The 24,310-nt window shown below is 72.7% G+C and carries 21 protein-coding genes; 10 read left to right on the top strand and 11 right to left on the bottom strand.

Annotated elements, in window-relative coordinates:
• Positions 1-73: 73 nt before the first annotated feature.
• The 6 genes from ACICHK_RS13300 to ACICHK_RS13275 all read right to left on the bottom strand — a co-directional run bounded on the left by ACICHK_RS13300 (position 74) and on the right by ACICHK_RS13275 (position 5,952).
• A complete protein-coding gene (locus tag ACICHK_RS13300) occupies positions 74-367 on the bottom strand; it encodes a hypothetical protein (protein ID WP_103549800.1) in 294 nt (97 codons plus the stop codon).
• Between the two features lie 85 nt (positions 368-452).
• Positions 453-1,463, bottom strand: coding sequence for an LLM class F420-dependent oxidoreductase (locus tag ACICHK_RS13295; RefSeq protein WP_151468250.1), 1,011 nt, complete (start codon positions 1,461-1,463; stop codon positions 453-455).
• Positions 1,464-1,577: 114 nt separating this feature from the next.
• The gene (locus ACICHK_RS13290; RefSeq protein ID WP_406837050.1) at positions 1,578-2,345 is read right to left on the bottom strand and encodes a hypothetical protein; all 768 of its coding nucleotides are present in this window, start codon (positions 2,343-2,345) and stop codon (positions 1,578-1,580) included.
• Between the two features lie 206 nt (positions 2,346-2,551).
• Positions 2,552-3,529, bottom strand: coding sequence for an N-acetylmuramoyl-L-alanine amidase (locus tag ACICHK_RS13285; RefSeq protein WP_406837049.1), 978 nt, complete (start codon positions 3,527-3,529; stop codon positions 2,552-2,554).
• Between the two features lie 129 nt (positions 3,530-3,658).
• Positions 3,659-4,309: a class I SAM-dependent methyltransferase gene (locus ACICHK_RS13280; RefSeq protein ID WP_406837048.1), complete on the bottom strand. Its 651-nt coding sequence runs from the start codon at positions 4,307-4,309 to the stop codon at positions 3,659-3,661.
• A gap of 122 nt (positions 4,310-4,431) precedes the next feature.
• A complete protein-coding gene (locus ACICHK_RS13275) occupies positions 4,432-5,952 on the bottom strand; it encodes an MFS transporter (protein WP_406837047.1) in 1,521 nt (506 codons plus the stop codon).
• Between the two features lie 298 nt (positions 5,953-6,250).
• Here ACICHK_RS13275 and ACICHK_RS13270 point away from each other — a divergent pair, with 298 nt between their 5' ends.
• The 7 genes from ACICHK_RS13270 to ACICHK_RS13240 all read left to right on the top strand — a co-directional run bounded on the left by ACICHK_RS13270 (position 6,251) and on the right by ACICHK_RS13240 (position 16,087).
• Complete coding sequence (locus ACICHK_RS13270; protein ID WP_406837046.1) at positions 6,251-8,629, top strand: acyl-CoA dehydrogenase; 2,379 nt, start codon at positions 6,251-6,253, stop codon at positions 8,627-8,629.
• Between the two features lie 7 nt (positions 8,630-8,636).
• Positions 8,637-9,830, top strand: coding sequence for a lipid-transfer protein (locus ACICHK_RS13265; RefSeq protein WP_406837045.1), 1,194 nt, complete (start codon positions 8,637-8,639; stop codon positions 9,828-9,830).
• A gap of 135 nt (positions 9,831-9,965) precedes the next feature.
• Positions 9,966-11,384, top strand: a complete 1,419-nt coding sequence (locus ACICHK_RS13260) for an MFS transporter (RefSeq protein WP_406841216.1) — start codon at positions 9,966-9,968, stop codon at positions 11,382-11,384.
• Positions 11,385-11,435: 51 nt separating this feature from the next.
• Positions 11,436-11,975, top strand: coding sequence for a SigE family RNA polymerase sigma factor (locus ACICHK_RS13255; RefSeq protein ID WP_406837044.1), 540 nt, complete (start codon positions 11,436-11,438; stop codon positions 11,973-11,975).
• Positions 11,975-12,820, top strand: coding sequence for a hypothetical protein (locus ACICHK_RS13250; RefSeq protein WP_406837043.1), 846 nt, complete (start codon positions 11,975-11,977; stop codon positions 12,818-12,820). The genes ACICHK_RS13255 and ACICHK_RS13250 overlap by 1 nt, the downstream gene beginning before the upstream one ends.
• 209 nt (positions 12,821-13,029) lie before the next feature.
• Positions 13,030-14,442: an FG-GAP repeat protein gene (locus ACICHK_RS13245; protein ID WP_406837042.1), complete on the top strand. Its 1,413-nt coding sequence runs from the start codon at positions 13,030-13,032 to the stop codon at positions 14,440-14,442.
• A gap of 163 nt (positions 14,443-14,605) precedes the next feature.
• Positions 14,606-16,087 carry an FG-GAP and VCBS repeat-containing protein gene (locus tag ACICHK_RS13240; protein ID WP_406837041.1) on the top strand — a complete coding sequence of 494 codons (1,482 nt, stop codon included), beginning with the start codon at positions 14,606-14,608 and terminating at the stop codon, positions 16,085-16,087.
• A 46-nt stretch (positions 16,088-16,133) separates the two neighbouring features.
• On the opposite strand, the gene ACICHK_RS13235 is transcribed toward ACICHK_RS13240, so the two are convergent.
• A complete protein-coding gene (locus tag ACICHK_RS13235; protein ID WP_103549812.1) occupies positions 16,134-16,766 on the bottom strand; it encodes a response regulator transcription factor in 633 nt (210 codons plus the stop codon).
• A gap of 317 nt (positions 16,767-17,083) precedes the next feature.
• On the opposite strand from ACICHK_RS13235, the gene ACICHK_RS13230 reads away from it, so the two are divergent.
• Positions 17,084-18,640 carry an alpha-L-arabinofuranosidase B gene (locus ACICHK_RS13230; protein ID WP_406837040.1) on the top strand — a complete coding sequence of 519 codons (1,557 nt, stop codon included), beginning with the start codon at positions 17,084-17,086 and terminating at the stop codon, positions 18,638-18,640.
• Here ACICHK_RS13230 and ACICHK_RS13225 read toward each other — a convergent pair.
• From ACICHK_RS13225 to ACICHK_RS13210, 4 genes are read right to left on the bottom strand one after another with little or no spacing between them, the layout of a single operon-like run.
• Positions 18,618-18,998, bottom strand: a complete 381-nt coding sequence (locus ACICHK_RS13225; protein WP_406841215.1) for an SDR family oxidoreductase — start codon at positions 18,996-18,998, stop codon at positions 18,618-18,620. The genes ACICHK_RS13230 and ACICHK_RS13225 overlap by 23 nt on opposite strands.
• A gap of 43 nt (positions 18,999-19,041) precedes the next feature.
• On the bottom strand, positions 19,042-20,292 hold the full coding sequence (locus ACICHK_RS13220) for a sensor histidine kinase (RefSeq protein WP_406837039.1): 1,251 nt from the start codon (positions 20,290-20,292) through the stop codon (positions 19,042-19,044).
• Positions 20,293-20,307: 15 nt separating this feature from the next.
• The gene (locus ACICHK_RS13215; protein ID WP_406837038.1) at positions 20,308-21,027 is read right to left on the bottom strand and encodes an ABC transporter permease; all 720 of its coding nucleotides are present in this window, start codon (positions 21,025-21,027) and stop codon (positions 20,308-20,310) included.
• The gene (locus ACICHK_RS13210; RefSeq protein WP_406841214.1) at positions 21,027-21,908 is read right to left on the bottom strand and encodes an ATP-binding cassette domain-containing protein; all 882 of its coding nucleotides are present in this window, start codon (positions 21,906-21,908) and stop codon (positions 21,027-21,029) included. Before ACICHK_RS13210 ends, ACICHK_RS13215 begins: the two co-directional genes overlap by 1 nt.
• A 393-nt stretch (positions 21,909-22,301) precedes the next feature.
• On the opposite strand from ACICHK_RS13210, the gene ACICHK_RS13205 reads away from it, so the two are divergent.
• Positions 22,302-23,159, top strand: a complete 858-nt coding sequence (locus ACICHK_RS13205) for a MaoC/PaaZ C-terminal domain-containing protein (RefSeq protein WP_406837037.1) — start codon at positions 22,302-22,304, stop codon at positions 23,157-23,159.
• 34 nt (positions 23,160-23,193) lie between these two features.
• Positions 23,194-24,270 (top strand): Zn-dependent alcohol dehydrogenase, encoded by a 1,077-nt coding sequence (locus ACICHK_RS13200; RefSeq protein ID WP_406837036.1) that lies wholly within the window; start codon positions 23,194-23,196, stop codon positions 24,268-24,270.
• Positions 24,271-24,310 lie beyond the last annotated feature (40 nt).

The following is a 24,310-nucleotide window of genomic DNA, read 5'->3' as shown; positions in this document are numbered from 1 at the left end:
CTCGGAGGCTTCGAACTCTTCGAACTCTTCAGAGGCTTCGGAGGCTTCGGGTGCTCCCGGCCGCCGGTGCCGGTCAGTGGCGGTGGACGCGGTTGGCCACCGCGTGACCGATGAACAGGTAGACGACGGCGGCGAGACCGTAGCCCGCGACGACGCGCGCCCACTCCTTGTCGAAGGTGAACAGGTCGCGCGACCAGCCGGCCAGCCAGGCCGCGGTGCTGTGGATGAACTGCACGAGGTCGTTGCCACGGTTGGCGTCGAGCAGATACATCAGGATCCAGAGACCGAGGATGACGGCCATGACGTCCGCGACGATCGCGATGACCGTCCCCGCCTGATTCGAACCGTTGCGATATCTAGGGGACATGTCCAGCGGGTTGCCCGTCGGCTCCGGATGAAACCCGGCCGGTTCCCCGCCGGCCGGCCCGGCCGCAGGACCGGTCCCGCGCGCCTCAGGAGTTCAACTCGGCCAGCACGCGCAGGGTGTGGGGGTCAGGGGACAGGACCAGCAGGTCGGTGACGGGGCCCTTGCGCCACGACTCCAGCCGTTCGGCGATGCGTTCACGTGGTCCGACGAGCGAGATCTCGTCCGCGAAGGCGTCCGGGACGGCCAGCACGGCCTCTTCCCGGCGCCCTTCCAGGAACAGCCGCTGGATCCTGCGGGCCTCTTCCCCGAAGCCCATCCTGGCCATCAGATCGGCGTGGAAGTTGCGGGCCGCGTGCCCCATCCCGCCGATGTAGAAGCCGAGCATCGCCTTGACCGGCAGCAGTCCCTCGGCGACGTCGTCACAGACGTGCGCGCGGGCCATCGGCGCCACGAGGAAGCCCTCGGGCAGATCGGTGAGCGAGGCCTCGTAGGCCTGGGGACGCGTCGGTGACCAGTACAGCGGCAGCCAGCCGTCCGCGATCCGGGTCGTCTGCGCGATGTTCTTCGGCCCCTCGGCGCCGAGCAGGACCGGCAGCCCGGCCCGCAGCGGGTGCGTGATCGGCTTGAGCGCCTTGCCGAGTCCCGTGCCGTCGGCGCCCCGGTAGGGGTGGGAGTGGAAGCGTCCGTCCAGTTCGACCGGCCCCTCGCGCCTGAGGACCTGGCGCACGACGTCGACGTACTCCCGGGTCGCGGTCAGCGGCGACCTCGGGAACGGCCTCCCGTACCAGCCCTCGACGACCTGCGGCCCCGACAGGCCGAGGCCGAGCATCACGCGCCCGCCCGACAGGTGGTCGAGGGTGAGCGCGTGCATCGCGGTGGTGACGGGGGAGCGGGCGGCCATCTGCGCGACGGCCGTGCCGAGTCGGATGCGGCTGGTCCGCGCGGCGATCCAGGTGAGCGGGGTGAACGCGTCCGACCCCCAGGACTCCGCGGTCCACACCGAGTCGTAGCCGAGCCGCTCCGCCTCGACGGCGAGCGGTACGTGGTCCGCCGAGGGGCCGCGCCCCCAGTACCCGAGCGCGAGACCGAGCCGCATGGCGCCTCCAGGAAAAGGATTCTGACGAACCGTCAGTTCTTGGCACGCTGCGACTGTACGACAACGGCCCCCCGCCGGAAAGGGCGGGGGGCCGGAGCGAGGACGGTGGCGCGATCAGCCGCGCTGGATCCCCGAGGTGTCCTGGAGCACACCACGACGGCCGTCCTGCGTCTGCGCCACCAGGGTCGCGCCGCGCTGCTCGACGGCCAGGTACCAGGTGCCCGGCGCCAGTTCGGCGATCGGCGTCTGCGCGCCGTCCTCCGAGAAGAGCGGCCGCGCGACCGGAACGGCGAACCAGAACGGCGAGAAGTCCTGGGCGGGCTGCTGCGTCTGCGGCGCCGAGGGCTGGCCCGGCTGTCCGCCGAACGACGGCGTGGGTCCCGAGGGCTGGGCGCCGTAGGGCTGCTGACCGGGCTGGCCGGGCTGCGAGGCGCCCGGGTACCCGTAACCGCCCTGCGGCTGACCGCCGTAGGGTGCCGGGGCGATCGGCCTCGGGGCACCGACGAGGGCGGCCTGCAGGGCGGGGACGAGCGGGGTCGCGACGGCCGCGCCGGCCAGGGCCAGAGCCGCGATGAAGCCGAGGATGAGGCCCGCGGCGGCGCTGGCGTTGTTCCCGACGTCCACGAGCGACCAGAACAGGGTCCAGGCGACGAGAACCGTGAACGCCACGCCGACCGCGCCCAGGTCGAGACCGAGGACCTTGCGCGGCTGCGGCAGGCAGCGGTTGACGACGATCAGGGCGGCGCCGATGACCCCGCCCATGTAGACGCCGAGGCCGTAACCGAGGCTGTCCCAGGCGTTCGTGTCGATGCTGTACCCGGAAAAGGAGTAGAGATCGAGGAACGACGCGATGAACAGCAACACCGCTGCTCCGATCACCACGCCGTCGCCTCGAGTGAGGGAGCGGATATTCACTTCAGGTCCTTCGTCAGTCGTCTCGTCGTCGGTGAGGCATCGCTGTACGCCGTGTCAGTCGACATGGTGCCGTCGTCGTGACCCGGTGTGAAGCTCGGGGGTGGCCCTTTATCGTACGGACGACCCTATCGCCCGGACGATCAGGGTGTCCGCCGGGTTGAGTCCGTAGATCACTACCCGTGCAGGAAACCAACGATTCCTTCAGAGATCCCCCGTGCCGCCTTCTCCCGCCAGGCGCCACTGGTGAGCAGCGCCGCGTCCTTCGTATCGCGCATGTTGCCGCACTCGATGAACACCTTGGGAACCGTTGACAGATTGAGACCGCCGAGGTCCTCACGGACCACCAGTCCGGTGCCGTCACCGACGTAGTTGGAGGGGGCGCTGCCCGTCTCGCGGACGAACAGGCCCGCGATGTGCTCGCCCAGGTCGCGGGAGGCGGTGGCGATCGGGCGGGTGTCGGCGGCGCCCGCGTGCACCGACGCCGGGAGGATCACGTGGAAGCCGCGGTTGCCGGACGCCGATCCGTCGGCGTGGAGGGAGACGACCGCGTCCGCGTGCGCCGCGTTGCCGATGCGGGCCCGCTCGTCGACGCAGGGACCGAAGGAGCGGTCGCCGTCCTGGGTCAACTTCACCGTGGCGCCCTGCTTCTCCAGGATGGCCCGCATGCGGTGCGCGACGTCGAGAGTGAACCGGGCTTCCGTGTAACCCGAGTTGGTCGACGTGCCGGTCGTGTCGCACTCCTTCCAGTTCGTTCCGATGTTCACCTTGCGGTTGATCTCGGACGCGTGCTGGAAGTTGCTCGGGTTGTGCCCGGGGTCGATGACGACGACCTTGCCCTTGAGGGAGCCGGAGACGACGGGCTTCGACGAGGAGTGCGCCGGGGCCGACGGCGTACCCGCCCTGGAGTCGTCCGTCGCCGAGGCGGACGGACGCGAGGAGGAGGGGCCGGCGGAGCCGGGCGAGGAGGGCGAGGAGGACGAGGACGCGGGAACGGCCCGGTCGGACCCGCCCCCCGAATCGTCCCCCACGGCCTGCCACGCCAGCCAGCCGGCCAGCGCGCCGGGCACGAGCGCGGCGAGCGCGACGGTGAGCGGTCCGCGCCGGGAACGGCGGGGCTGGGGCGGATCGAAGTCTGGGCCTACGTACGACACGTCAGCCACCATACGGGTTGTCCGGATGTTCCACGGGCGCCCCCGCGGAAGGCCGGGCGCCCGGCCGGAGGCGCGGATCCGGCCGTGTCCCGGACGAGGGGCGTGTGCCGCGGCCGGTCCGCCGGGCGCTCAGATCCCCGGTCCTGTGCGCCGCAGGACGCGCAGCGAGCCGTTCACCGCGGTCTCGGTGAACGCGCCCGATTCCAGGGCCCGGAGCCAGACGCGGTAGGGGGCCTGGCCGGTGAACTCGTCGACGGGGTCAGGGAACACGTCGTGGATGACGAGCAGGCCGCCCTCGGCGACGTGCGGCGCCCAGCCCTCGTAGTCACCGCTCGCGTGCTCGTCGGTGTGGCCGCCGTCGATGAAGACGAGGCCGAGGGGGGTGTTCCAGAAGGCGGCGATCTGCGGCGAACGGCCGACCAGCGCGACCACGTGCTCCTCCAGACCCGCCCGGTGCAGGGTACGGCGGAAGGTGGGGAGCGTGTCCATCAGGCCGATCTCCGGGTCGACCGTGGACGGGTCGTGGTACTCCCAGCCCGGCTGCTGCTCCTCGCTGCCCCGGTGGTGGTCGACCGTGATGGCGGTCACCCCGGCCTCGCGGGCGGCGTCGGCGAGCAGGATCGTGGAACGGCCGCAGTACGTGCCGACCTCCAGGAGCGGCAGCCCGAGCCGTCCGGCCTCGACGGCGGCCGCATGGAGGGCGAGTCCCTCGCCGCTCGGCATGAACCCCTTGGCGGCCTCGAAGGCGGCGAGGATCTCGGGCTTGGGTGCCGCGGGCATGGGGGTCTCCTCCGACGGGACGGACAACGGGTACGCCGAGCATCGTGCACCAAACCCCCGCCGCGTGGGCGGCGGGGGTGGCGATGATCACTCCGGGGCGGACGGTCCCGCGGGCGCGGGCGTCAGGCCGTGACCTCGGCGTTCTCGCCCTGCGGCGACGGGGCGAGGGCGGCGGGGACCTCGCCCGTGCGCGCCCGCGCCGCGTCCTCCTCGCTGCCGGCCACCAGGGAGGGCTTGGCGGCCGGACGGCGGCCCGGCAGGAAGAACGCCATGAGCAGACCGGCCGCGACGGCGCCCGTGGCGATCACGAACGACACCCGGAAGCCGTGCATCGTCGGGATCGCGACCCCGCCGACGTGGTGGGCCGTGTTGGCGAGCACCATGCCGATGACGGCGCTCGACACCGACGTGCCGATGGAACGCATCAGGGTGTTCAGGCCGTTGGCCGCGCCCGTCTCCGAGGCCGGGACGGAGCCGACGATCAGGGCGGGCAGCGAGGAGTAGGCGAGGCCGATGCCCGCGCCCAGGATCACCGCGATGACCAGCGACTGCCAGGCGGCGCTCATCAGGCCGAGACCGGCGCCGTAGCCGATCCCGATGATCACCATGCCGATGATCAGCGTGACCTTGGGGCCGTACTTCGCGGACAGCCGGGCGTACACGGGGGCGGTGAGCATCATCGTCAGGCCGAGCGGGGCCACGATCACGCCCGCGCTCACCATCGACTGGCCGAGACCGTAGCCGGTGGACGTCGGCAGCTGGAGCAGCTGCGGCAGGACCAGCGAGACGACGTAGAAGGAGACGCCGACCATGATCGAGGCGAGGTTGGTGAAGAGGACCGCGGGGCGGGCCGTGGTGCGCAGGTCGACCAGCGGGGCCTTCAGCCGCAGCTCCATCGCGCCCCACAGCAGGAGCACGACGGCCGAGGCGCCGAACAGGCCGAGCGTGAGGGGGTCGGTCCAGCCCCAGTCGCTGCCCTTGGTGATCGGCAGCAGGAAGAGCACCAGGCCGGCGGACAGGCCGATCGCGCCCAGCACGTCGAAGGTGCCCTCGGCGCGCATCGGGGACTCCGGCACGACGAGGAGGGTGAGGGCGATCGAGAGGACGCCGAGGCCGGCGGCGCCGTAGAAGAGGGCGTGCCAGTCGGCGTGCTGGGCGACGAGGGCCGCGGCGGGCAGCGCGAGTCCGCCGCCGACGCCGATCGAGGAGCTCATCAGGGCCATCGCGGAGGCGAGCCTCTCGCGGGGCAGCATGTCGCGCATCAGGCCGATGCCCAGCGGGATCGCGCCCATCGCGAAGCCCTGGAGGGTACGTCCGACGATCATCGGCAGCAGGGTGCTGCTCAACGCGCTGACCAGGGCGCCGGCCACCATCACGGCCAGGCTGGTGAGCAGCATGCGGCGCTTGCCGTAGAGGTCGCCGAGGCGGCCCATGATCGGAGTGGCCACGGCCCCCGAGAGCAGGGTCGAGGTCAGGACCCAGGTGGCGTTGCTGGGCGCGGTGTCCAGCAGCGCCGGCAGGTCCTTGATGACCGGGACGAGCAGGGTCTGCATGACCGCGACCACGATGCCCGCGAAGGCGAGCACCGGCACGGTCGCGCCGCCCGGCCTCCGCGCGGCGGAGCCGGTCGTCGTGTGCGTCATTGCGGGGGCCTCCAGGCCATAGGGAAGGGGGCTCTCGGGAGAGAGGGGGTGGGTCGGTCCGTGCGGATGTGCGGATGCGGGGACGGTCGGTCGGTGGTCCAGGGGGACACGGGGACGTCGGTCGGGTGATCCACGCGGGTACGTGCAGGGGGAACCCGGTGCGCCCGGGCAACTATTCCGATGCTTCGGCGTACTAACGAATTCTTGACCGATCCATGGGTATCTGACCTACCGTCAGAATGAAACGTGTTCTAGTCTGGCGCGGATCCACGCACCTCGGTCCTTTGGGGAGGCACGCATGGGCATCGCGGTCACACCGGAGCAAGGGGAGCTGGCCGAGGCCGTGTGCGGCTGGACCGCCCGCGCCGTGCCGCCCGAGGAGGTCCGCAAACTCCTGGACGCCCCGGGCGGCGGCAGGCCTCCGTTCTGGGACGCGCTCGCCGCGCAGGGGCTGCTCGCCGTGCACCTTCCCGAGGCCTGCGGCGGTGGCGGCGGTGACCTCGTCGATCTCGCCGTCGTGGTGGAGGAGGCCGCGCGGGCCGCGCTGCCGGGCCCGTTCGTGGCGAACGTCCTGGCGTCGGCGGTGCTGGCGGCGGAACTCGCGGGCGGGACGGGCGAGAGGAGCGGGACGGGTGAGGGGGGTGAAGCCGCCGGTCCCGTACGGGCGCCGGGTCGTGCCGGTCCCGCCCGGGTGCCGGAGCGCGCCGGTCTCGTACGGGCGCTGGGGTGCGGGGAGCGCATCGGCGCCGTCGCGTTCGGCGCCGGGACCCTGACGGCCCGGGCGGTGGACGGCGAATACGTGCTCGACGGGACGGCACCGCCGGTGCTGTCCGGCGCCGACGCGGACGTGCTCGTGCTGGCGGCGAGACGCGCCGAGGGAGCCGCGCCCGACGGTGGGCCCGACGGGGACCCGGCGCCGGGACGCACCCTCGACGCGGGCCGGTTCTCCGGGCACTCCACCGACGGGGGGCCGGTGCCCGGGCGCGCTCCCGGCACGGGTGCCGCGTCCGGCGGGTGCGTCTGGCTGGTGGTGGACGCTGCCGACCTGGCCGTCCGGCCGCACGAGAGCGCCGACCCGACCCGGGCGACCGCCGAGGTCCGGGCCCGGGCGGTACGGGTCCCCGCCGACCGCGTCCTCGCGGTCGGCCCGTCACTGGTCCGGGACCTCGCGGCCGTCGTCCTGGCCGCGGACGCCTGCGGCACCGCGGCCTGGTCGCTGGACACGGCCGCCGGGCACGCCAGGGTCCGCGAGCAGTTCGGCCGCCCCATCGGGAGGTTCCAGGGCGTCAAGCACCTGTGCGCCGGCATGCTGCTGCGGCTGGAACAGGCGCGGGCGCTCACCTGGGACGCGGCGCGCGCCGGACAGGAGCCGCCCGGGACGAGGGGGCTGGCGGCCGCGCTCGCGGCCGGTACCGCCCTCGACGCCGCCTTCTCGTGCGCCGAGGACTGCGTCCAGATCCTCGGCGGCATCGGGTTCACCTGGGAGCACGACGCCCACCTGTACCTGCGCCGGGCCCTGGTGGCACGGCAGTTGCTCGGGGCCGGGAGCGGACACCTGAGGCGGGCCGTACAGCTCGCGCGCGACGGCGCCCGGCGGGAACTGCGCCTGGAGCTGCCGCCGGAGGCGTCCAAGTACCGGGCCGAGGCCCGTGCGGTGATCGACCGGGTGCGCGGGCTCGGCCCGGCGGACGCCCGCCGGGCGCTGGCGCCCACCGGGTACGCCGCCCCGCACCTGCCCCCGCCGTACGGCCTCGGCGCGGGCCCGGTCCAGCAGCTCGCCGTGCAGCGTGAGCTGGCGGCGGCCGGGGTGCGGATCAGCGATCCGGGGATCGCGGCCTGGGTCGTGCCGTCCCTCGTCGCGCACGGGACCCGCCGGCAGCTGGAGCGCTATCTGCTGCCCACCCTGCGCGGCGACCTCCGGTGGTGCCAGCTCTTCTCGGAGCCCGGCGCCGGATCCGACCTCGCCTCGCTGCGGACCCGCGCCGAACGCACGGCCGACGGGCGGTGGCGGATCAACGGGCAGAAGGTGTGGACGAGCGCGGCACTGCGGGCCGACCACGGGATCCTCCTCGCCCGCACGAACCCGGCCGCGCCCAGGCACGAGGGACTCACCTACTTCGTCGTCGACATGAAGAACACGGACGGGATCGACATCCGCCCCCTGAGGGAGATCACCGGCGACTCCCTCTTCAACGAGGTCTGGTTCGACGACGTGCTGCTGCCCGCGGACGCGGTCGTCGGCGAGGTCGACGACGGCTGGCGGGTCGCCCGCGACACGCTCGGCAACGAACGCGTCCACATGGCCGACCAGTTGACGTTCGACACCGGCCTGGAGGCGCTGATACCGGCCGACGTCGACGGTGCCCGGCTGGGGGCGCTGCTGGCCGAGGCGCACGCGCTGGCCTGCATCAACCTGCGCACCACCCTCCGCCAGGTCTCCGGAGCGGAACCGGGCGCGGGCGCCTCCGTCCGCAAACTCGTGCAGACCGCGCACCAGCAGAAGGTCGCCGAGCTCGCCCTCGAACTCCTCGGCCCCGAAGGGGCGTTGCGCGAGGGCCCGGGCGAGCGGGCCGTGCACGGCTTCCTGCTCTCCCGGTGCCTGACCATCGCGGGCGGCACCACCCAGGTCCAGCTCAACCTCGTCGCCGAGCGCCTGCTCGGCCTGCCGCGGGACTAGGAGCGCCATGAAGTCGTACGTCGTCGGTGTCGGCATGACCAGGTTCGAGAAGCCCGAGACCCGGGAGTGGCAGTACTGGGACATGGTCCGGGAGGCCGGTACCGGCGCCCTCGCGGACGCGGGGATCCCTTACACGGACGTGGAACAGGTCCCCGTCGGCCACTGCTTCCAGCCCTCCACCGCCGGCCAGCGCGCCGCCTACGAACTCGGCCTGACCGGCGTGCCCGTCTACAATGTCAACAACAACTGCGCCACCGGGGCGAGCGCGTTGATGCTGGCCCGGCAGTTCGTGGAGGGCGGGAGCTCCGACTGCGTCCTCGCGCTGGGCTTCGAGAAGATGAAGCGCGGACCGCTCGGAACGGGCGCTGACGGCGGGGACTTCGCCACGTCACCCGTCGCCCGCCACTACGGCGTCATGGCCGCCCGGCACGGTTTCGAGATGTCACCGCCCACCGCGCAGATCTTCGGCGACGCGGCCCGCGAGCACATGGAGCGGTACGGCACGACCGAGGCCCAGCTCGCCGCCGTCGGCGCCAAGAACCACCGCCACTCGGCGCACAACCCCTACGCCCAGTTCCAGGACGTGTACTCCGTCGACGAGATACTCGCCGCCAAGACCGTGCACCGGCCGCTGACCCGGCTCCAGTGCTCGCCCACCTCGGACGGGGCCGCCGCGGCCGTCGTCGTGTCCGAACGGTTCGCCGAGCGGCGCGGGCTCGAGGACAGGGCGGTCGAGATCGTCGCCCAGGCGATGACCACCGACACCGAGGAGTCCTTCGCCTCCGGCTCCTGCATCGACGTGGTCGGTCTGCCGATGTCGCGGGAGGCCGCGCGCCGGGTCTACGAGCGCTCCGGGCTCGGCATCGAGGACGTGGACGTCGTGGAACTCCACGACTGCTTCTCCGTCAACGAACTGCTGACCTACGAGGCGCTCGGCATGTGCGGGAAAGGGGAGTCGGGCGGACTCGTCGAGTCGGGGGCGACGACGTACGGCGGACGCTGGGTCGTGAACCCCTCCGGCGGTCTGATCTCCAAGGGCCATCCCCTGGGGGCGACCGGAATCGCCCAGGTGGCCGAACTCGTCTGGCAGCTGAGGGGGAAGGCCGGGGCGCGGCAGGTCCCGGGGGCGCGGGTCGGGCTCGCGCACAACATCGGGCTGGGCGGCGCGGCGGTGGTCACACTGCTGCGCGCGGGGTCCTGATCGCACCCGTTCCTCGCACCCGTTCTCGCGCCGAAAGCCCTCGCGCCCGTGCACGGTCCTAGGCCCCGCGCCGTACGCCCGTCTGCGCCGAAATCCTGATGCAAGGGGCGCAGGCGGGTTGGGAGCATGACAGCCATGCTCCGAGCCGCCGAAGTCACCCGGACGTCCGCCCGTACCGCGCCGCCCACCTGGGCGGTGATCGCGCTCGCGTGTGCCGGACAGTTCCTGGTCGTCCTGGACGTGTCCGTCGTCAACGTGGCCCTGCCCTCCATGCGGACCGACCTGGGGCTGAGCGCCCCCGGACTGCAGTGGGTGGTGAACGCCTACTCGATCGCCTTCGCCGGGTTCATGCTCCTCGGCGGGCGGGCCGGTGACCTGTACGGGCGCAAGCGGATGTTCCTGGTGGGGCTCGCGCTGTTCACGCTCGCCTCGGCGGCCGGCGGCCTTGCCCAGGAAGGAACCCAATTGCTGCTCGCGCGGGCCGCGCAGGGCCTGGGGGCCGCGGTGCTGGCGCCCTCGACCCTGACGATCATCACATCGGCCGTTCCCGAGGGCGCCGCACGCGCACGGGCCATCGCGACCTGGACCGCCGTGGGCGCCGGCGGCGGCGCGGCGGGCGGACTCGTCGGCGGACTGCTGGTCGACGGGCTGTCGTGGCGCTGGGTGCTCCTCATCAACGTGCCCGTCGGCGCGATCGTGCTGGCCTGCGCGGCGTACCGGCTGGTGGAGAGCCGGGCCGGGGACGGGCGGCGGCTCGACCTGCCGGGCGCGCTCCTGGTGACGGCGGGACTCGCGACCCTGGCGTACGGGATCGTGCAGACGGAGGCCGAGGGCTGGACCGCGGCGGCGACGCTCGTGCCGCTCGGCGCGGGAGCGGCCCTCATCGGGATCTTCCTGGTCGTGGAGGCGCGGACCAAGGCGCCGCTGATGCCGCTGAAGCTGCTGCGGCTGCGGTCGGTGGCGTCGGCGAACGCGGCCGTGTTCGTCTCCGGCTCGGCGATGTTCTGCATGTGGTTCTTCATGACGCTGTACGCGCAGAACGTGCTCGGCTACTCGCCGCTGGGCGCGGGCCTCGCCCTGGTGCCGAGTTCGCTCGCCGTGGTCGTCGGCTCCAAGTCGGCGCCCCGCCTCATGCCGGTCGTCGGGGCGCGCAACGTGGCCGTGCTCGGCACGCTCCTGGCCGCGGCCGGCTTCGGCTGGCAGTCGGCCATGACGGCGGACGGTCCCTATCTCACGGCGATCATGTTCCCCGGCGTCCTGATGATGGCCGGCGCCGGTCTGGCCGCGACACCGCTGGCCGCGCTCGCGACCTCGGGTGCGGTGCCGGAGGACGCAGGGGTGGTGTCGGGCCTGGTCAACACCTCGCGGGTGATGGGCGGTTCGCTGGGGCTCGCGGTCATGTCCACGATCGCGGCGGCCCGTACCGGGGGAAGCACCTCCGGGGAGGCCCTGACCGCCGGGTACGCGCTGGCGTTCCGCGTCAGCGGCGTGATGCTGCTGGCCGGGGCCGTGCTGATGTTCCTGTGGCTGCCGCGGAGAATCTCACGGCGGTGAGGCAACGGAATCCGGTGCCCGCGGACTCCTTCAGTCATCCAGGAGGTGCTCATGGGGGATCGGAAGCGGGCCCGGGACACGGAGTTCCAGGCCTTCGTCGTCGGCCGCTGGCCACGGCTGATGCGTACGGCGTTTCTCCTGACGGGGGAGCAGCACGCCGCCGAGGACCTGGTCCAGACGACGCTGGAGCAGGTGTACGTGGCATGGCGCAGGGTCGGCTCGGCCGACGACCCGGAGGCGTACGTGCGGCGCGTGATGATCAACGCTCACGCCCGCAGACACCGCAGAAAACTCAAGGAGTTCCTCGCGCCGAGGGACGACTCGGGGCTGAACCGCGAGGTCCCCGACAGCAGTGACCCGATCGGCCGCGCCGACGACCGCGGCGCCCTGATCACGGCACTGGCCGGGCTGCCCCCGCGCCAGCGCCAGGCGGTGGTCCTGCGCTACTGGGAGGACCTGAGCGAGAGCCAGGCCGCCGCGGCGATGGGCTGCTCGGTGGGCGCGGTGAAGAGCAACGCGACCAAGGGAATCGCGAAACTCCGTGCCGTACCGGGCCTCGGGGACATGGTGACGCACGGAGGGCGGAAGTGATGAGCGCGAACCGGGAGACGGACCACGGCATGGCGGCGGACGCGGACATCGCCCTCCTGCTGGCCCAGGCGGCGGACGAGGTGGAGATCGGCACGGCCCCCTGCCAGGCGGTGCTGCGCGGCGGACGCCGGCGCAGGGCGCGCCGCTGGGCGACGGCGGCGGCCACCGCCCTGGTCATCGCGGGTTCCACGGGAACGCTGGCGCTCGCCGGGGGCACGGGCGGGGACGAGGGCAGGCGGACCGTGCCGGCCGTGACCGGGCCGCCGACGGCGGAACGGCGGCACGTGTACGAGCCGCGGATGACCACGGTGGCCAGTGCGCGGGACAACGGGAAGGACTGGAGCGTCACCGTCGTCACCTGGGGCGCGCCGAAGAACGAGGTGGAGGCGCAGTACCAGCGGAGCCGGATGGGTGAGTACGGCCTCACGCCGACGGGCACCGAGACCGCCTCGGACCTCATCGGCAAGAGCTGGATCTTCGTCCGCCTCCTCGTGGGTGACGGGCCTTCGACGACGATCCAGGACGGACCGGCAGACAGGAGCGACGCGGACGGGAGCACGGACCTCGAGGTCTCCTCGAGGCCGCTGGACACGGGCCGGCCCGGTGCGGCGGGGAAGGCCGTGCGGCTGGTGATCGGCAAGGCCGATCCGACGGTCCGGGCCGTCACCTGCACCTGGGACGACGGAACGTCGGTCCCGGTTCCGATGGCCGGCGCGGGTGACGGTTTCGGCTGGGACCTCAAACCGATGATCCGCCGGGCCGAGGGTTCTCCGGCCAACTGGTTCGTGTGCCTGGCCCCGGAGGGCAGGAGCTACAAGAGCGTGCAGGTGGATTCGCTGACCTGATCGTCCGGGACCGCGGTGCCCCCTGCCCGGCCGGTCCCCTGGGCGAGGTGCCGACCCGGCGCGCCCGGTCGACACCGGGCGCGCGTGGTCGGTTCACCTCGTCTTCCCGTCCGTACAACCCTTTGGTCACCCGCGAGGTCGTACAGCCCCGAAGCACCGAACCGGCATTCGGTTCCATGGGCTCGGTTCCACAGGCAGGGAGCACTACTTTGCGCGCACGTACTCTGGCCGTCGCCACGGCCGCCGTTCTCGCCGTCGTGGGGCTCGGTGCCCCCACGGCCGTCGCGGCACCCTCCGGGCTGTCGGACGACTTCAACGGGGACGGTTACCGCGACCTGGTCATCGGCACCCCCAAGGCGAGCGGTGGCACGGTCACCGTCGTTTTCGGCTCGGCCTCCGGCGTCAGCCCCGCGCGCTCGGTGAACGTCACACAGAACACGCCGGGTGTTCCGGGGGCCTCGGAGTCCGTGGACCGGTTCGGTGAGAGCGTCACCAGCGGCGATGTCGACGGTGACGGCTACGCCGACCTGATCGTCGGCGCGCCCGGCGAGGAGGTCACCGGGAAGCCGCGCGGCTCGGTCACCATCGTGTGGGGCGGGGCGAAGCCGTTCACGTCCGGCGGCACGGTGCTCACCGCCCCGACCGCCGAGGCCGCGGGATTCGGCGAGGGCGCCGCCTTCGCCGACCTCGACGGTGACGGCACCGGCAACCTGGCCGTCGTCGGCAAGGACACGTTCTGGTGGTACGGGGAGGGGAAGTCCTCCCTGGACCGCGCGCTGGCGCCGGAGGTCGACTTCCTGCCCGAGGGCGTGGAACTGGACGGGATCGTCGCCGGTCACTTCTCCGGCACCGACGGCAGCGACTACGTGGTGCACGGCAGGAACTCGGACGGCACCGGCACCTACCTGGGCCTTCTGCGCGGCGGCCCCGGCGACATCGGCTCCTCCTACAAGGTGCTGGCCGACGGCGCCGCGGCGGGCGGAGTCTCGTGGATGTTGTCCGCGGCGGGCGGAGACATCAACGGCGACGGATACGACGACCTGGTCACCGGCGACATGACGGCGGGGCAGGGCGGTTCGTTCACCGTGCGATACGGCAGGGCGGCCGGGCTCCCGGTCACGGGCACGACCTACACCCAGGACAGCGCGGGCGTGCCGGGCACCGACGAGCAGGGCGACGACTTCGGCGCGGCCGTCGCGGTGGGCGACGTGACCGGTGACGGCCGTGCCGAGGTGGCGGTCGGCGCCTCGTACGAGGACGTGGACGGCAAGAAGAACGTCGGCGACGTCGTCCTCCTGAAGGGTGGTTCGGGCGGTCTGACCACGAGCGGCGCCCAGTCCTTCCACCAGGCCACCCCGGGGGTGCCGGGCGCCGCCGAGGCGGGCGACCACTTCGGCTCCTCGCTGCGGCTGCGTGACATCAACGGCAACGGCAAGGCGGACCTGGCGATCGGCGCGTTCGGCGAGGACGTCCTGCCCGGCGGATACGACGACGGGGCCGCATGGGTCCTGCGCGGTGCGGCCACCGGTCTGACCACCGCGTACGCGACGGCCTTCAGCGCGAAGGACTTCGGCTACCCCGTCATCGACGGACGCAGGTTCGCGGACGTCTTCGGCCGCTGACCCGGGCGCCCCGGGCCCCGCAGACCCGGCCCCGCGACTGCCGCGGGGCCGGGCGTGCCCACGGGGAACCGGGCGCGCCAGGACGTACCGAGGACCACCGCTGACATCCGGCACCGAGATCCACCCGAGACCGCCCCACGACATAGGGAGCCCCCGAACACCCATGCGCAACAGGATTCTTTCGGCGACGGCCATCTGCGCGATGACCCTTCTGGGCGTGACCCTGCCCGCCACCTCCGCGGCCGCGGTGCCGCCTCCCGTGACGCAGGACTTCAACGGCGACGGCTATCGGGACCTGGCGGTGGGCGTGCCCGCCGGGAAGGTGGGGACCGCCTCCAAGGCCGGCTACGTGCATGTCCTGTGGGGCGGGTCCCACGGCGTGGGCGAGCAGGGGTCCGTACGGATCAGCCAGGCCACGGCCGGGGTGCCGGGCACTCCCGAGGCGGGCGACCTCTTCGGTTCCGCCGTCGTGGCCGCGGACGTCGACGGTGACCGGTTCGCGGACCTCGTCGTGGGTGCCTCCAGCGAGTCCCTCACCTCCGATCCGCTCGCCGAGCAGGGCACCGTCACCGTCCTGCGGGGCTCCGCCGCCGGCTTCTCCGGCGGCTACACGGTCGCGCGGGGCGACAGCGAGTTCGCCCGGATCGGCTCGGTGATCGCCGCCGGGGACGTGACCGGTGACGGCCGTACGGACCTCGCCCTCAGCCGTCGCGGTGAGGAGGAAGGCGGCGTGGTCCTGCGCCCGGGCCCGCTCACCGCCGACTCCCCGGACACCCTGACCGCGCCGATCGACCAGGTGAACTTCGGCCGCGTGACCGCCCTCGCCACCGGTGACTTCGACGGAGACGGCGACGACGACCTGGCCATCTCGGCCAGTGCGACGGAAAGCCGGTACACCCTGGTCCTCCGCTGGCAGGACGGCGTCCCGGCGCGGCTGTGGAGCACCACTGCTTCCGCCGCCTCCCTCGCCGCCGGCGACTTCGACGCGGACGGGGTCGACGACCTGGCCCTCGGCGCCTGCTCCCCGGACTACGAAGCGGACGCGCCGGTCTGCGCGGACTACTCGACGGGCCGGGCCGAGACGTTCAAGGGCGGTCTCGTGCACGTCGCGTACGGATCGAGGTCCGGCGGCTTCGGCGCCCGCACGCAGGACATCCACCAGGACACCCCGGGCATCGCCGGCGCCGCCGAGTCCGAGGACCGTCTGGGCGTCTCGCTCGCCGCCGCCGACACCGACGGTGACGGCTACGCGGACCTCGCCGTCGGCGACCCGTACGAGGCGATAGGCGCGCGGCAGGAGGCGGGCTCGGTACTCGTCGTGCGCGGCAGCGGCACCGGCCTGCTGTCGTCGGCCGGCACGGCGTCGAGCCTCGGCTTCAGCCAGAGCACGGCGGGTGTCCCGGGCAGCGCGGAGAACGGTGACCATTTCGGTGCCTCGGTCGCGCTCGGGGACTATGACGCCGACGGCCACGCGGATCTCGTGACCGGCGCGCCCGGCGAGAACACGGCAACGGGCGGCGTCTGGTTCCTCCGGGGGACTCCGCAGGGGCCCGGGGCGGCGTACTCCAAGGCCCTGACGCCGAAGAGCCTGGGCCTGCCGGTGACGAGCGAGCTGGGGTACGGGCTGGTGCTGGGGCGCGACTAGGGTCCCGACGGTTGCGGGAGGGGCGGAAGCGGTTGGTCGTGGCCCGCTACAGCCACCCCTGCTGACGGGCCTCCCGCATCGCCTCCATGCGGTTGCGGGTGCCCGTCTTGCCGATGGCGGAGGACAGGTAGTTGCGGACGGTCGACTCGGAGAGGTGCAGCTTTCCGGCGATGTCGGCGACGGTGGCGCCGTCCGCCGAGGCCTTCAGCACGTCGCACTCGCGGGCCGTGAGCGGGTTGGGCCCGGCGCTCAGCGCGGCCGCGGCGAGCGCCGGATCGATGACGGTCTCCCCGGTCAGCACCCGCCGGATCGCCTCGGCCAGTTCCTCCACGGGCCCGTCCTTGACCAGGAACCCGGCCGCGCCCGCCTCCATGGCCCGGCGCAGATAGCCGGGGCGGCCGAAGGTGGTGAGGATCAGCACCCGGCAGTCGGGCGCCTGCTCACGCAGTTCGGCGGCGGCGTCCAGTCCGCTCATCCCGGGCAACTCGATGTCCAGCAGGGCCACATCGGGCCGGCCGGCCAGCACCGCGTCCACGATCTCGTCCCCCGCGGACACCTGCGCGACCACCTCGATGTCCGGTTCCATGCCGAGCAGCAGGGCGAGCGCCCCGCGCATCATCTTCTGGTCCTCGGCGAGCAGGACGCGGACGGACTTGGCGGGCCGGTGGTCCCGGGGCATCTCGTTCACGCGGCCAAGCGTAAGGCGGGAGGGGCGTCCGGCCGCCCGTTCCGCGTGTTCCGGCCTTCTCCCGGGAATTCCCGGGGTTCGGTGCACATGTCTTGACGGTCCTCGGTCACGGGCAAATAATCGCCTCGGAATTCAACGCTCCCCTTTGCGATTCCCGAGCCGGGCCGTTTTCCGCGAGCGTTCGGAATTTCGACCGGGAATTGGTTCGGCATATTGATCGAACAGCATCCGGTATGCCGAACGGGACGTCCGCGCTGTCCTGCCGGGAACGGAACCCGCACTGCCCACAGGAACGGAAGAGGTGCACCGTGTCGTCATCCCTCGTGCGCTTACAGCGCCTCAGGAACACCGCCCTGGCCCTGCTGTCCGTGCTGGCGGCCGTCGTCGCGTTCGCCGTCGGCGCGCCGCGGGCCACCGCCGCGGGGTCGCTCCCCTGTGACGTCTACGCCGGCGCGGGCACCCCCTGCGTCGCCGCGCACAGCCTCGTCAGGGCGCTCTACTCGTCGTACGGCGGCTCGCTCTACCAGGTGCAGCGTGCCTCCGACGGCGCCACCGCGAACATCGGTCTCCTGGCCGCCGGCGGATACGCGAACGCGGCGGCGCAGGACTCCTTCTGCGGCGGCACCACCTGCATCATCACCAAGATCTACGACCAGTCCCCGCGCCACAACGACCTCACGATCGAGGGCGCGGGCGGGGCGGGCGCGGCCGATGTCGGGGCGCCCGCGGACGCGCTGCCGGTGACCGCCGGCGGCCACCAGGTCTACGGTCTGGAGATCTCGGCCGGCATGGGCTACCGGGACAACTCCACCTCGGGGGTCGCCACGAACGGGGCGGCCGAGGGGATGTACATGGTGACCTCCGGCACCCATGTCAACGGCAGCTGCTGCTTCGACTACGGCAACGCCGAGACCAACAACCTCGACACCGGCAACGGCCACATGGACGCGATCAACTTCGGCACCGAGTGCTGGTTCCCGCCCTGCTACGGCCAAGGCCCGTGGGTGCAGGCCGACCTGGAGAACGGGCTCTTCCAGTCGGACGCCGGATACAGCAGGAACACGTCGAACACCGGCACCGGTCCGATGCCGTTCGTGACCGCCCTGCTGAAGAACAACGGTCAGGACCATTTCGCGCTGAAATACGGCAACGCCCGATCGGGCGGTCTCACGACCACCTATTCCGGGGGCGAACCCACCGCCGGCGGCTACTCGCCCATGCACCAGGAGGGAGCGATCGTCCTCGGCACGGGCGGCGACAACAGCAACGGCTCCATCGGGTCCTTCTTCGAGGGCGTCATGACCTCGGGCATCCCGACGGACGCCGCGGACGACCTGGTGCAGTCGAACATCGTCTCCGTCGGCTACGGCGGCTCCACCGGCAGCACGGGCACGCTGACCGCCGGCTCCGAGATCTCGCTGCGCGCGACCACCCCGTGCTGCACGGCCGACTACGTCCGCCACCAGAACGACGCGGCGGTCGTCTCGGCGGTCACGTCCGGCAGTCCGGCGCTCGACAAGGGCGACGCGACCTGGATCGTGCGCCGGGGCCTGGCCGACGGCTCCTGCTACTCGTTCGAGTCGCGGAACTACCCGGGCGACTTCCTGCGGCACTTCGACTACCGGCTCTACCGCCAGCCCATGACCGGCACCACGCAGTTCAGGCAGGACGCCACGTTCTGCGCGCAGACCGGCAAGAGCGGCACGGGAACCTCGTTCGCGTCGTACAACTACCCGACGCGATACCTCCGGCACTACAACCACAACGTCTACATCGCGAGCGACGGCGGCTCGAACGCCTTCGACAGCGCCACCTCGTGGACGGACGACGTGAGCTGGGCCGTCACGGCTCCCTGGGCTCCGTAGCCGCCCGTCGGGGGAGTCCGGTGGCGCCCGGGCGGCTGATCCGGCCCACCGGACCGCTCTTCGCGAACCCCTCGAACAGGGCCTCGCGCTGCTCGGCGGGCACGGTGTCCCACCAGGGCGTCTCGACGACCCCGGGGGAGACGGCGTTGATCCGCAGCGGCGCCAGTTCGACGGCGAGCGGCGGGACCATCGCCTCCAGGGCGCCGTTGATCGCGGCGAGCCCCGCCGTCCCGGGGGACGCGGCGCGCGCCGAGGCGGCGGTCACCAGCGTCACGGAGCCGTCCGCGCGCAGGTGGGGCAGGGCGGCCCGCAGGATGCGCACGTACGGCCAGAACTTCGCGGCGAACCCGGTCTCCAGACCGACTCGCTGCTCGGACCCGGTACCGCCTGAGGGGCGCCGCTCAGATCGACGCCTCCGTCAAGTCCGCCGCGTCCACCGGGAGTTCGGCCCGCACCTCGAAGCCGCCGCGCGGAGTGCGCCCCGCGCGCAGGGAGCCGCCGGCCGCCGCGAGGCGTTCGGTGAGGCCCTTGAGGCCGGTACCGCCGACGCCCGGCCCGGGATCCGCGGGGGAGGCATCGGCGCCGTTGTCCGAGACGGTCAGCCGGACGCGGTCCGCGTTTCCGTCGACGGTGATCTCACAGCGCGTCGCGTCGCTGTGGCGTACGACGTTGGTGACGGCCTCGCGCAGCACCCAGCCGAGCAGGGCCTCGGTCTGCGGGACCAGGGGCGGCCCCGACTGCCGGACGACCGGCTCCACCCGCGCGGCGGACAGCGCCGAGCGGGCACCGTCCAGCTCGGTGGCGAGGCTGCCCTCGCGATAGCCGGTGACCGCCTCACGGATCTCCGTCAGCGCCTGCCGGCCCACCGACTCGATGTCCGTGACCTGCGTGAGGGCCGCGTCCAGATCGAGGGGAGCCAGCCGGCGGGCCGCCTCCGACTTCACCACGATGACGGAGAGGGTGTGCCCGAGCAGGTCGTGCAGGTCGCGGGAGAAGCGCATCCGCTCCTTCTCGACCGCCCGGCGCGCCAGCTCCTCGCGGGCCGCCCGCAGTTCGCGCACCGCCTCGGACAGGGAGAGGATCGCGGCCGTCACCATCGTGGACAGGAACGTGCCGTAGGCGACGTTCACCGCGTCCCAGCCCGCCCTCACGACGGAGACCGCCGCCGCGAGCGCCGTCAGACCGAGCCCGATCTTCCCGAGCCAGGGGCCGCGCACCACCGCCCCGGTGGCCAGCCCGAGCAGCGGGAAGAAGTACAGCCAGCTCCCGCCGTACCCGAGGGCCAGCGCGCAGGTGACCACGCCCATCAGGACGAGCGCCACCCGGGTCGAGCGGGCCTCCCGCGCCTCCTTCGTGAACGCGCGGAACGTCACGTAGATGTACAGAGAGTTGAAGACGAACAGGCCGAGCCCGCCGATCCAGGGCTGTGGCGTCCTGCCCTGGAAGAGGTTGGAGAAGGCCCCCATCCCCAGCAGCAGCCACGGCAGCAGCGCGAAACCGGTCGGTGGCGGCCCCGGGTTCTCCGGCATCGCGCCGCCGCTCCTGCGCGCGGCCCGCTGTTCCTCCTTGAACCGCTCCATGTCGGCCTTCCAGCGCCTTCGCTCGGCCCGCAGCGCGCGGACCTGGCAGCCGATTCCCCTCATCCAGGACATGTCCCGTTCCCCCGTTCAGACAATTCGTGCGGATCGACGGTACGAGATCACGGCGTACGAACCGAACGCCAGCAGCCAGGCGGTCAGCACCGCCACCGCCCCGAGGCCCGGCGCCCGGCCCTCGGTGACCGACACGCCCAGCTCGGCGAAGCGGTTCGTGGGCGTGTACGCCGAGACCGAACGCAGCCAGCCGGGGAAGAGGGCGAGCGGGAACCACAGGCCGCCCACCACCGCGAGCCCCAGATTGCACACCATGTTCGCGACGCCCGTCGTCTGCGCGGTCATCCGGTAGCCGTTGCCGAGGCCCAGCAGGGTGAAGGGGACGGAGCCGAGCCACAGCAGCAGGGCCGTCGCGGCCCACTGCCAGGCGTCCAGCCGTACCCCGTTGACCAGACCGCCGGCCACGAGCACCGAGACGATCGCGGGCAGCACGGTCACCGAACCGGTCAGCGCCCGCCCGAGCACCACCTGGCGCGAGGTCATCGGGGTCACCCGGAGCTGCCGCAGCCAGCCGGTCACCCTGTCCTCGGCGACCCCGCCCCCGGTGTTCAGCGCCGAGCCGACCGCCCCGTACGCGGCCATGCCGACCATCGACGCGGTCCTCCACGCGCCGTCGTCGCCCTCGCCGAGGTTGGTGAACAGCAGGTACATCATCACCGGCATCGCGACGCCGCCGATCACGAAGCCGGTGTCGCGCAGTGTCCGGCGCACTTCGAGCCGCAGATAGTCGAACATCACACCGTCTCCCGGTCGTGCGAGGTGAGGGCCATGAACGCGTCGTCCAGGGACGCGGGGACGACCTCCAGGCCGCGGATCGCCCCCCGCTCGGCGAGCGCGACCACCGTCGCGTCCGAGTCCTCCGTGCGCAGCCGGGCCCGTTCCCCGCGCACCTCCACGGCCACCACGCCGGGCAGCAGCCCCAGGCTCTCCGCGGCGAGCCCCGCCAGGTCGAAGGAGACGAGGTTGCCGCCCGCCGACCGCCGGAGCTCCTCCCCGGTCCCGTTCGCGACGACCCGCCCCCGGTCGACGACGACGATCCGGTCGGCGTGCGCGTCGGCCTCCTCCAGGTAGTGCGTGGAGAACAGCACGGTGCGGCCGCTCCGGGCCCGGTCCCGCATCGACTCCCAGAACGCGTGCCGTGCCTCCACGTCGAGTGCCGCGGTGGGTTCGTCGAGCACGATCAGCGCCGGGTTCCCGGCGAGCGCCACCGCGAACCGCACCCGCTGCGCCTGCCCTCCGGACAGCCGGTCGACGCGCCGCCCGGCCAGTTCCGCGACGCCCGCGAGCCGCAGCGCCTCGGCCACCGGCAGCGGCGCCGGACAGCGCCCCGCCACGAAGGAGACCAGCTCCTGGACGGTGACCCGCGGCACCGGCCGCGCGTCCTGGAGCATCGCGCCGACCCGTCCGGCGCGCACCGACTCCCCGGGCCGGCCGCCGAAGAGCTCGACCGAGCCCTCGTCCGGTTCGTCCAGGCCGAGCAGCAGGGAGATCGCCGTCGACTTGCCCGCGCCGTTGCGGCCCAGCAGCGCCACCGTCTCGCCGCACCCCACCTCCAGGTCGAGACCGGCCACGGCGCGCACGTCGCCGAAGGTCTTGACCGCGCCCCTGAAGCGCACCGCCGGTGCCGTCCCCGTCCCCGTCGCCGGCGGTGCGGATGTTCCCTGCGGCCTTCCCGCCGTCGTCCTCGCCGTCGTCCCCGTCGTCCGTGTCATGACTACGACGCTAGGGATCCGGGACGGTGCCCCGGCAGATGCACTTGTCGGCGATCGGCCGGGACAAATGTCACGGCCGACCGCCGCGGCGCGTCCGCGCGAAGGGCCGTGGCGGTGACACGATCTGACATGGCGTCAGTAGTCTTCACAAGTACCGGGCGCTGGGCTATACAAGGGGTCGCCGTACTGGAACGCGTTCTAGAACGAGCGCCTTCCGCGGCCCGGTGTCGACCTCGGTGCGGCCGACGGTGCGGACGGCCGCATCGAGGTCTTTCGCGCAGTCGAGCAAGGAGCCCCATGCCCATTGACGCCGCCAAGGCCGTCGCGGCACCACCGCGGACCGGCGAGATCACCTGGAGCCACAAGGACGTCCAGCTCTACCACCTGGGCCTGGGCGCGGGCGTTCCCGCGACCGACCCCGACGAGCTGCGGTACACCCTCGAATCCAGGCTGCACGTCCTGCCGAGCTTCGCCACCGTCGCGGGCGCCGGCTCGCCGGGCGTGATCAGCGGACTGTCCATGCCCGGCGTCGACGTCGACCTCGCCCGCGTCCTGCACGGCGGCCAGAGCCTCCGGCTGCACCGCCCGATCCCCGCCGAGGGCACGGCCACCGCCACCGGGCGCATCGCCGCGGTCTACGACAAGGGCACCGCCGCCGTCCTCGTCATGCGCACCGAAGTGGCGGACGCCGAGGGCCCGTTGTGGACGAACGACGCCCAGATCTTCGTACGCGGCGAGGGCGGCTGGGGCGGCGACCGCGGACCGAGTGCCCGCCTCGAAGCCCCCGCCGGTCCACCGGACAAGGTCGTGGAACGCCGGATCCGCGAGGAACAGGCCCTGCTCTACCGGCTCTCCGGCGACTGGAACCCGTTGCACGCCGACCCCGAGTTCGCCAAACTCGCCGGCTTCGACCGGCCGATCCTGCACGGGCTGTGCACGTACGGCATGACGCTCAAGGCCGTCGTCGACACCCTGCTCGGCGGCGACGTGACCCGGGTCCGCTCGTACACCACCCGCTTCGCCGGAGTCGTCTTCCCCGGCGAGACCCTGCGCGTCCGGATGTGGCGGAGCGACGGCGCGGTCCGGGTGGCGGTGGGCGCCGTCGAACGGGACGACGCGCCGGTCCTCGCCGACACCGTCGTCGAACACGTCTGACACCCGTACGAACCGTCCTGAGGGGAGCCGCACCATGCGCGCAGCCGTACTGCACGAGACAGGCCAGGACAAGCTCGAGGTCCTCGACGACGTCGAGGCGGTGGGCTTCGGGCCCGGCAAGGTGCGCGTCCGGGTACGGGCCACGGGCCTGTGCCACTCGGACCTCTCGGCGATGAACGGTGTACTGCCCCAGCCCGCGCCGTTCGTCCCCGGACACGAGGGCGCGGGAGAGATCACCGAGGTCGGCGAGGGAGTCACCCATGTGAAGCCCGGCGACCGCGTCGTCATCTGCTGGCTGCCCGCCTGCGGCGCGTGTCCCTCCTGCAGGAGGGGGCAGACCGAACTGTGCCTGGCCGGATTCATGAACGCGGGCACCCCCAACTTCAAGCGCCCCGGCGGTGACGTCTTCGGCTTCGCCGGCACCGGCACCTTCGCCGAGGAGGTCGTCGTCGCCGCGGGCTGCGCGGTCCCCGTCCCCGACGACGTGCCCTTCGACATCGCCGCCCTGATCGGCTGCGGCGTCACCACCGGACTCGGCGCGGCCCTCAACACCGCCGACGTGGAGGCCGGTTCGTCGGTCGCCGTCATCGGCTGCGGAGGCGTCGGCATCTCCGCGATCCAGGGCGCCCGGCTCAAGGGGGCGGCGGAGATCGTCGCCGTCGACCCGGTCGCCTCGCGCCGGGAGGCCGCCCTCGGCTTCGGCGCCACCAAGGCGGTCTCGCCCGAGGAACTCGCCGACGCCAGGCAGTCGGTGACCGCGGGCGAGGGCTTCGACTACGTCTTCGAGGTCGTTGGCAGGTCGGCCACCGCACGCACCGCCTACGACCACACCCGCCGCGGCGGCACCCTCGTCGTCGTCGGCGCCGGCGCCATGGACGACTTCCTCCAGCTCAACATGTTCGAGCTGTTCTTCGACGAGAAGCGCATCCTGCCCTCCATGTACGGGGGCGGGGACGTCCTCCGCTCCTACGAGCGCACGATCGCCCTGTGGCGCGCGGGCCGCATCGACCTCGAAGGCCTGATCACCCACCGGGTGCCGCTGGCCGGGATCAACGAGGCGCTCGACCAGATGCGTTCGGGCACCGCCCTCAGGACCTGCATAGAGATCTGACCCCGCCGGGCCGTCGGCGCGGACCGCCACGACAACCGCT

Origin of the sequence: Streptomyces sp. AHU1, assembly GCF_045343905.1 — a bacterium.
Classification (GTDB): Bacteria; Actinomycetota; Actinomycetes; order Streptomycetales; family Streptomycetaceae; genus Streptomyces; species Streptomyces triticiradicis.
The sequence above is the reverse complement of the archived record's forward strand: the minus strand, read 5'-3'. Positions and strand labels throughout refer to the sequence as shown.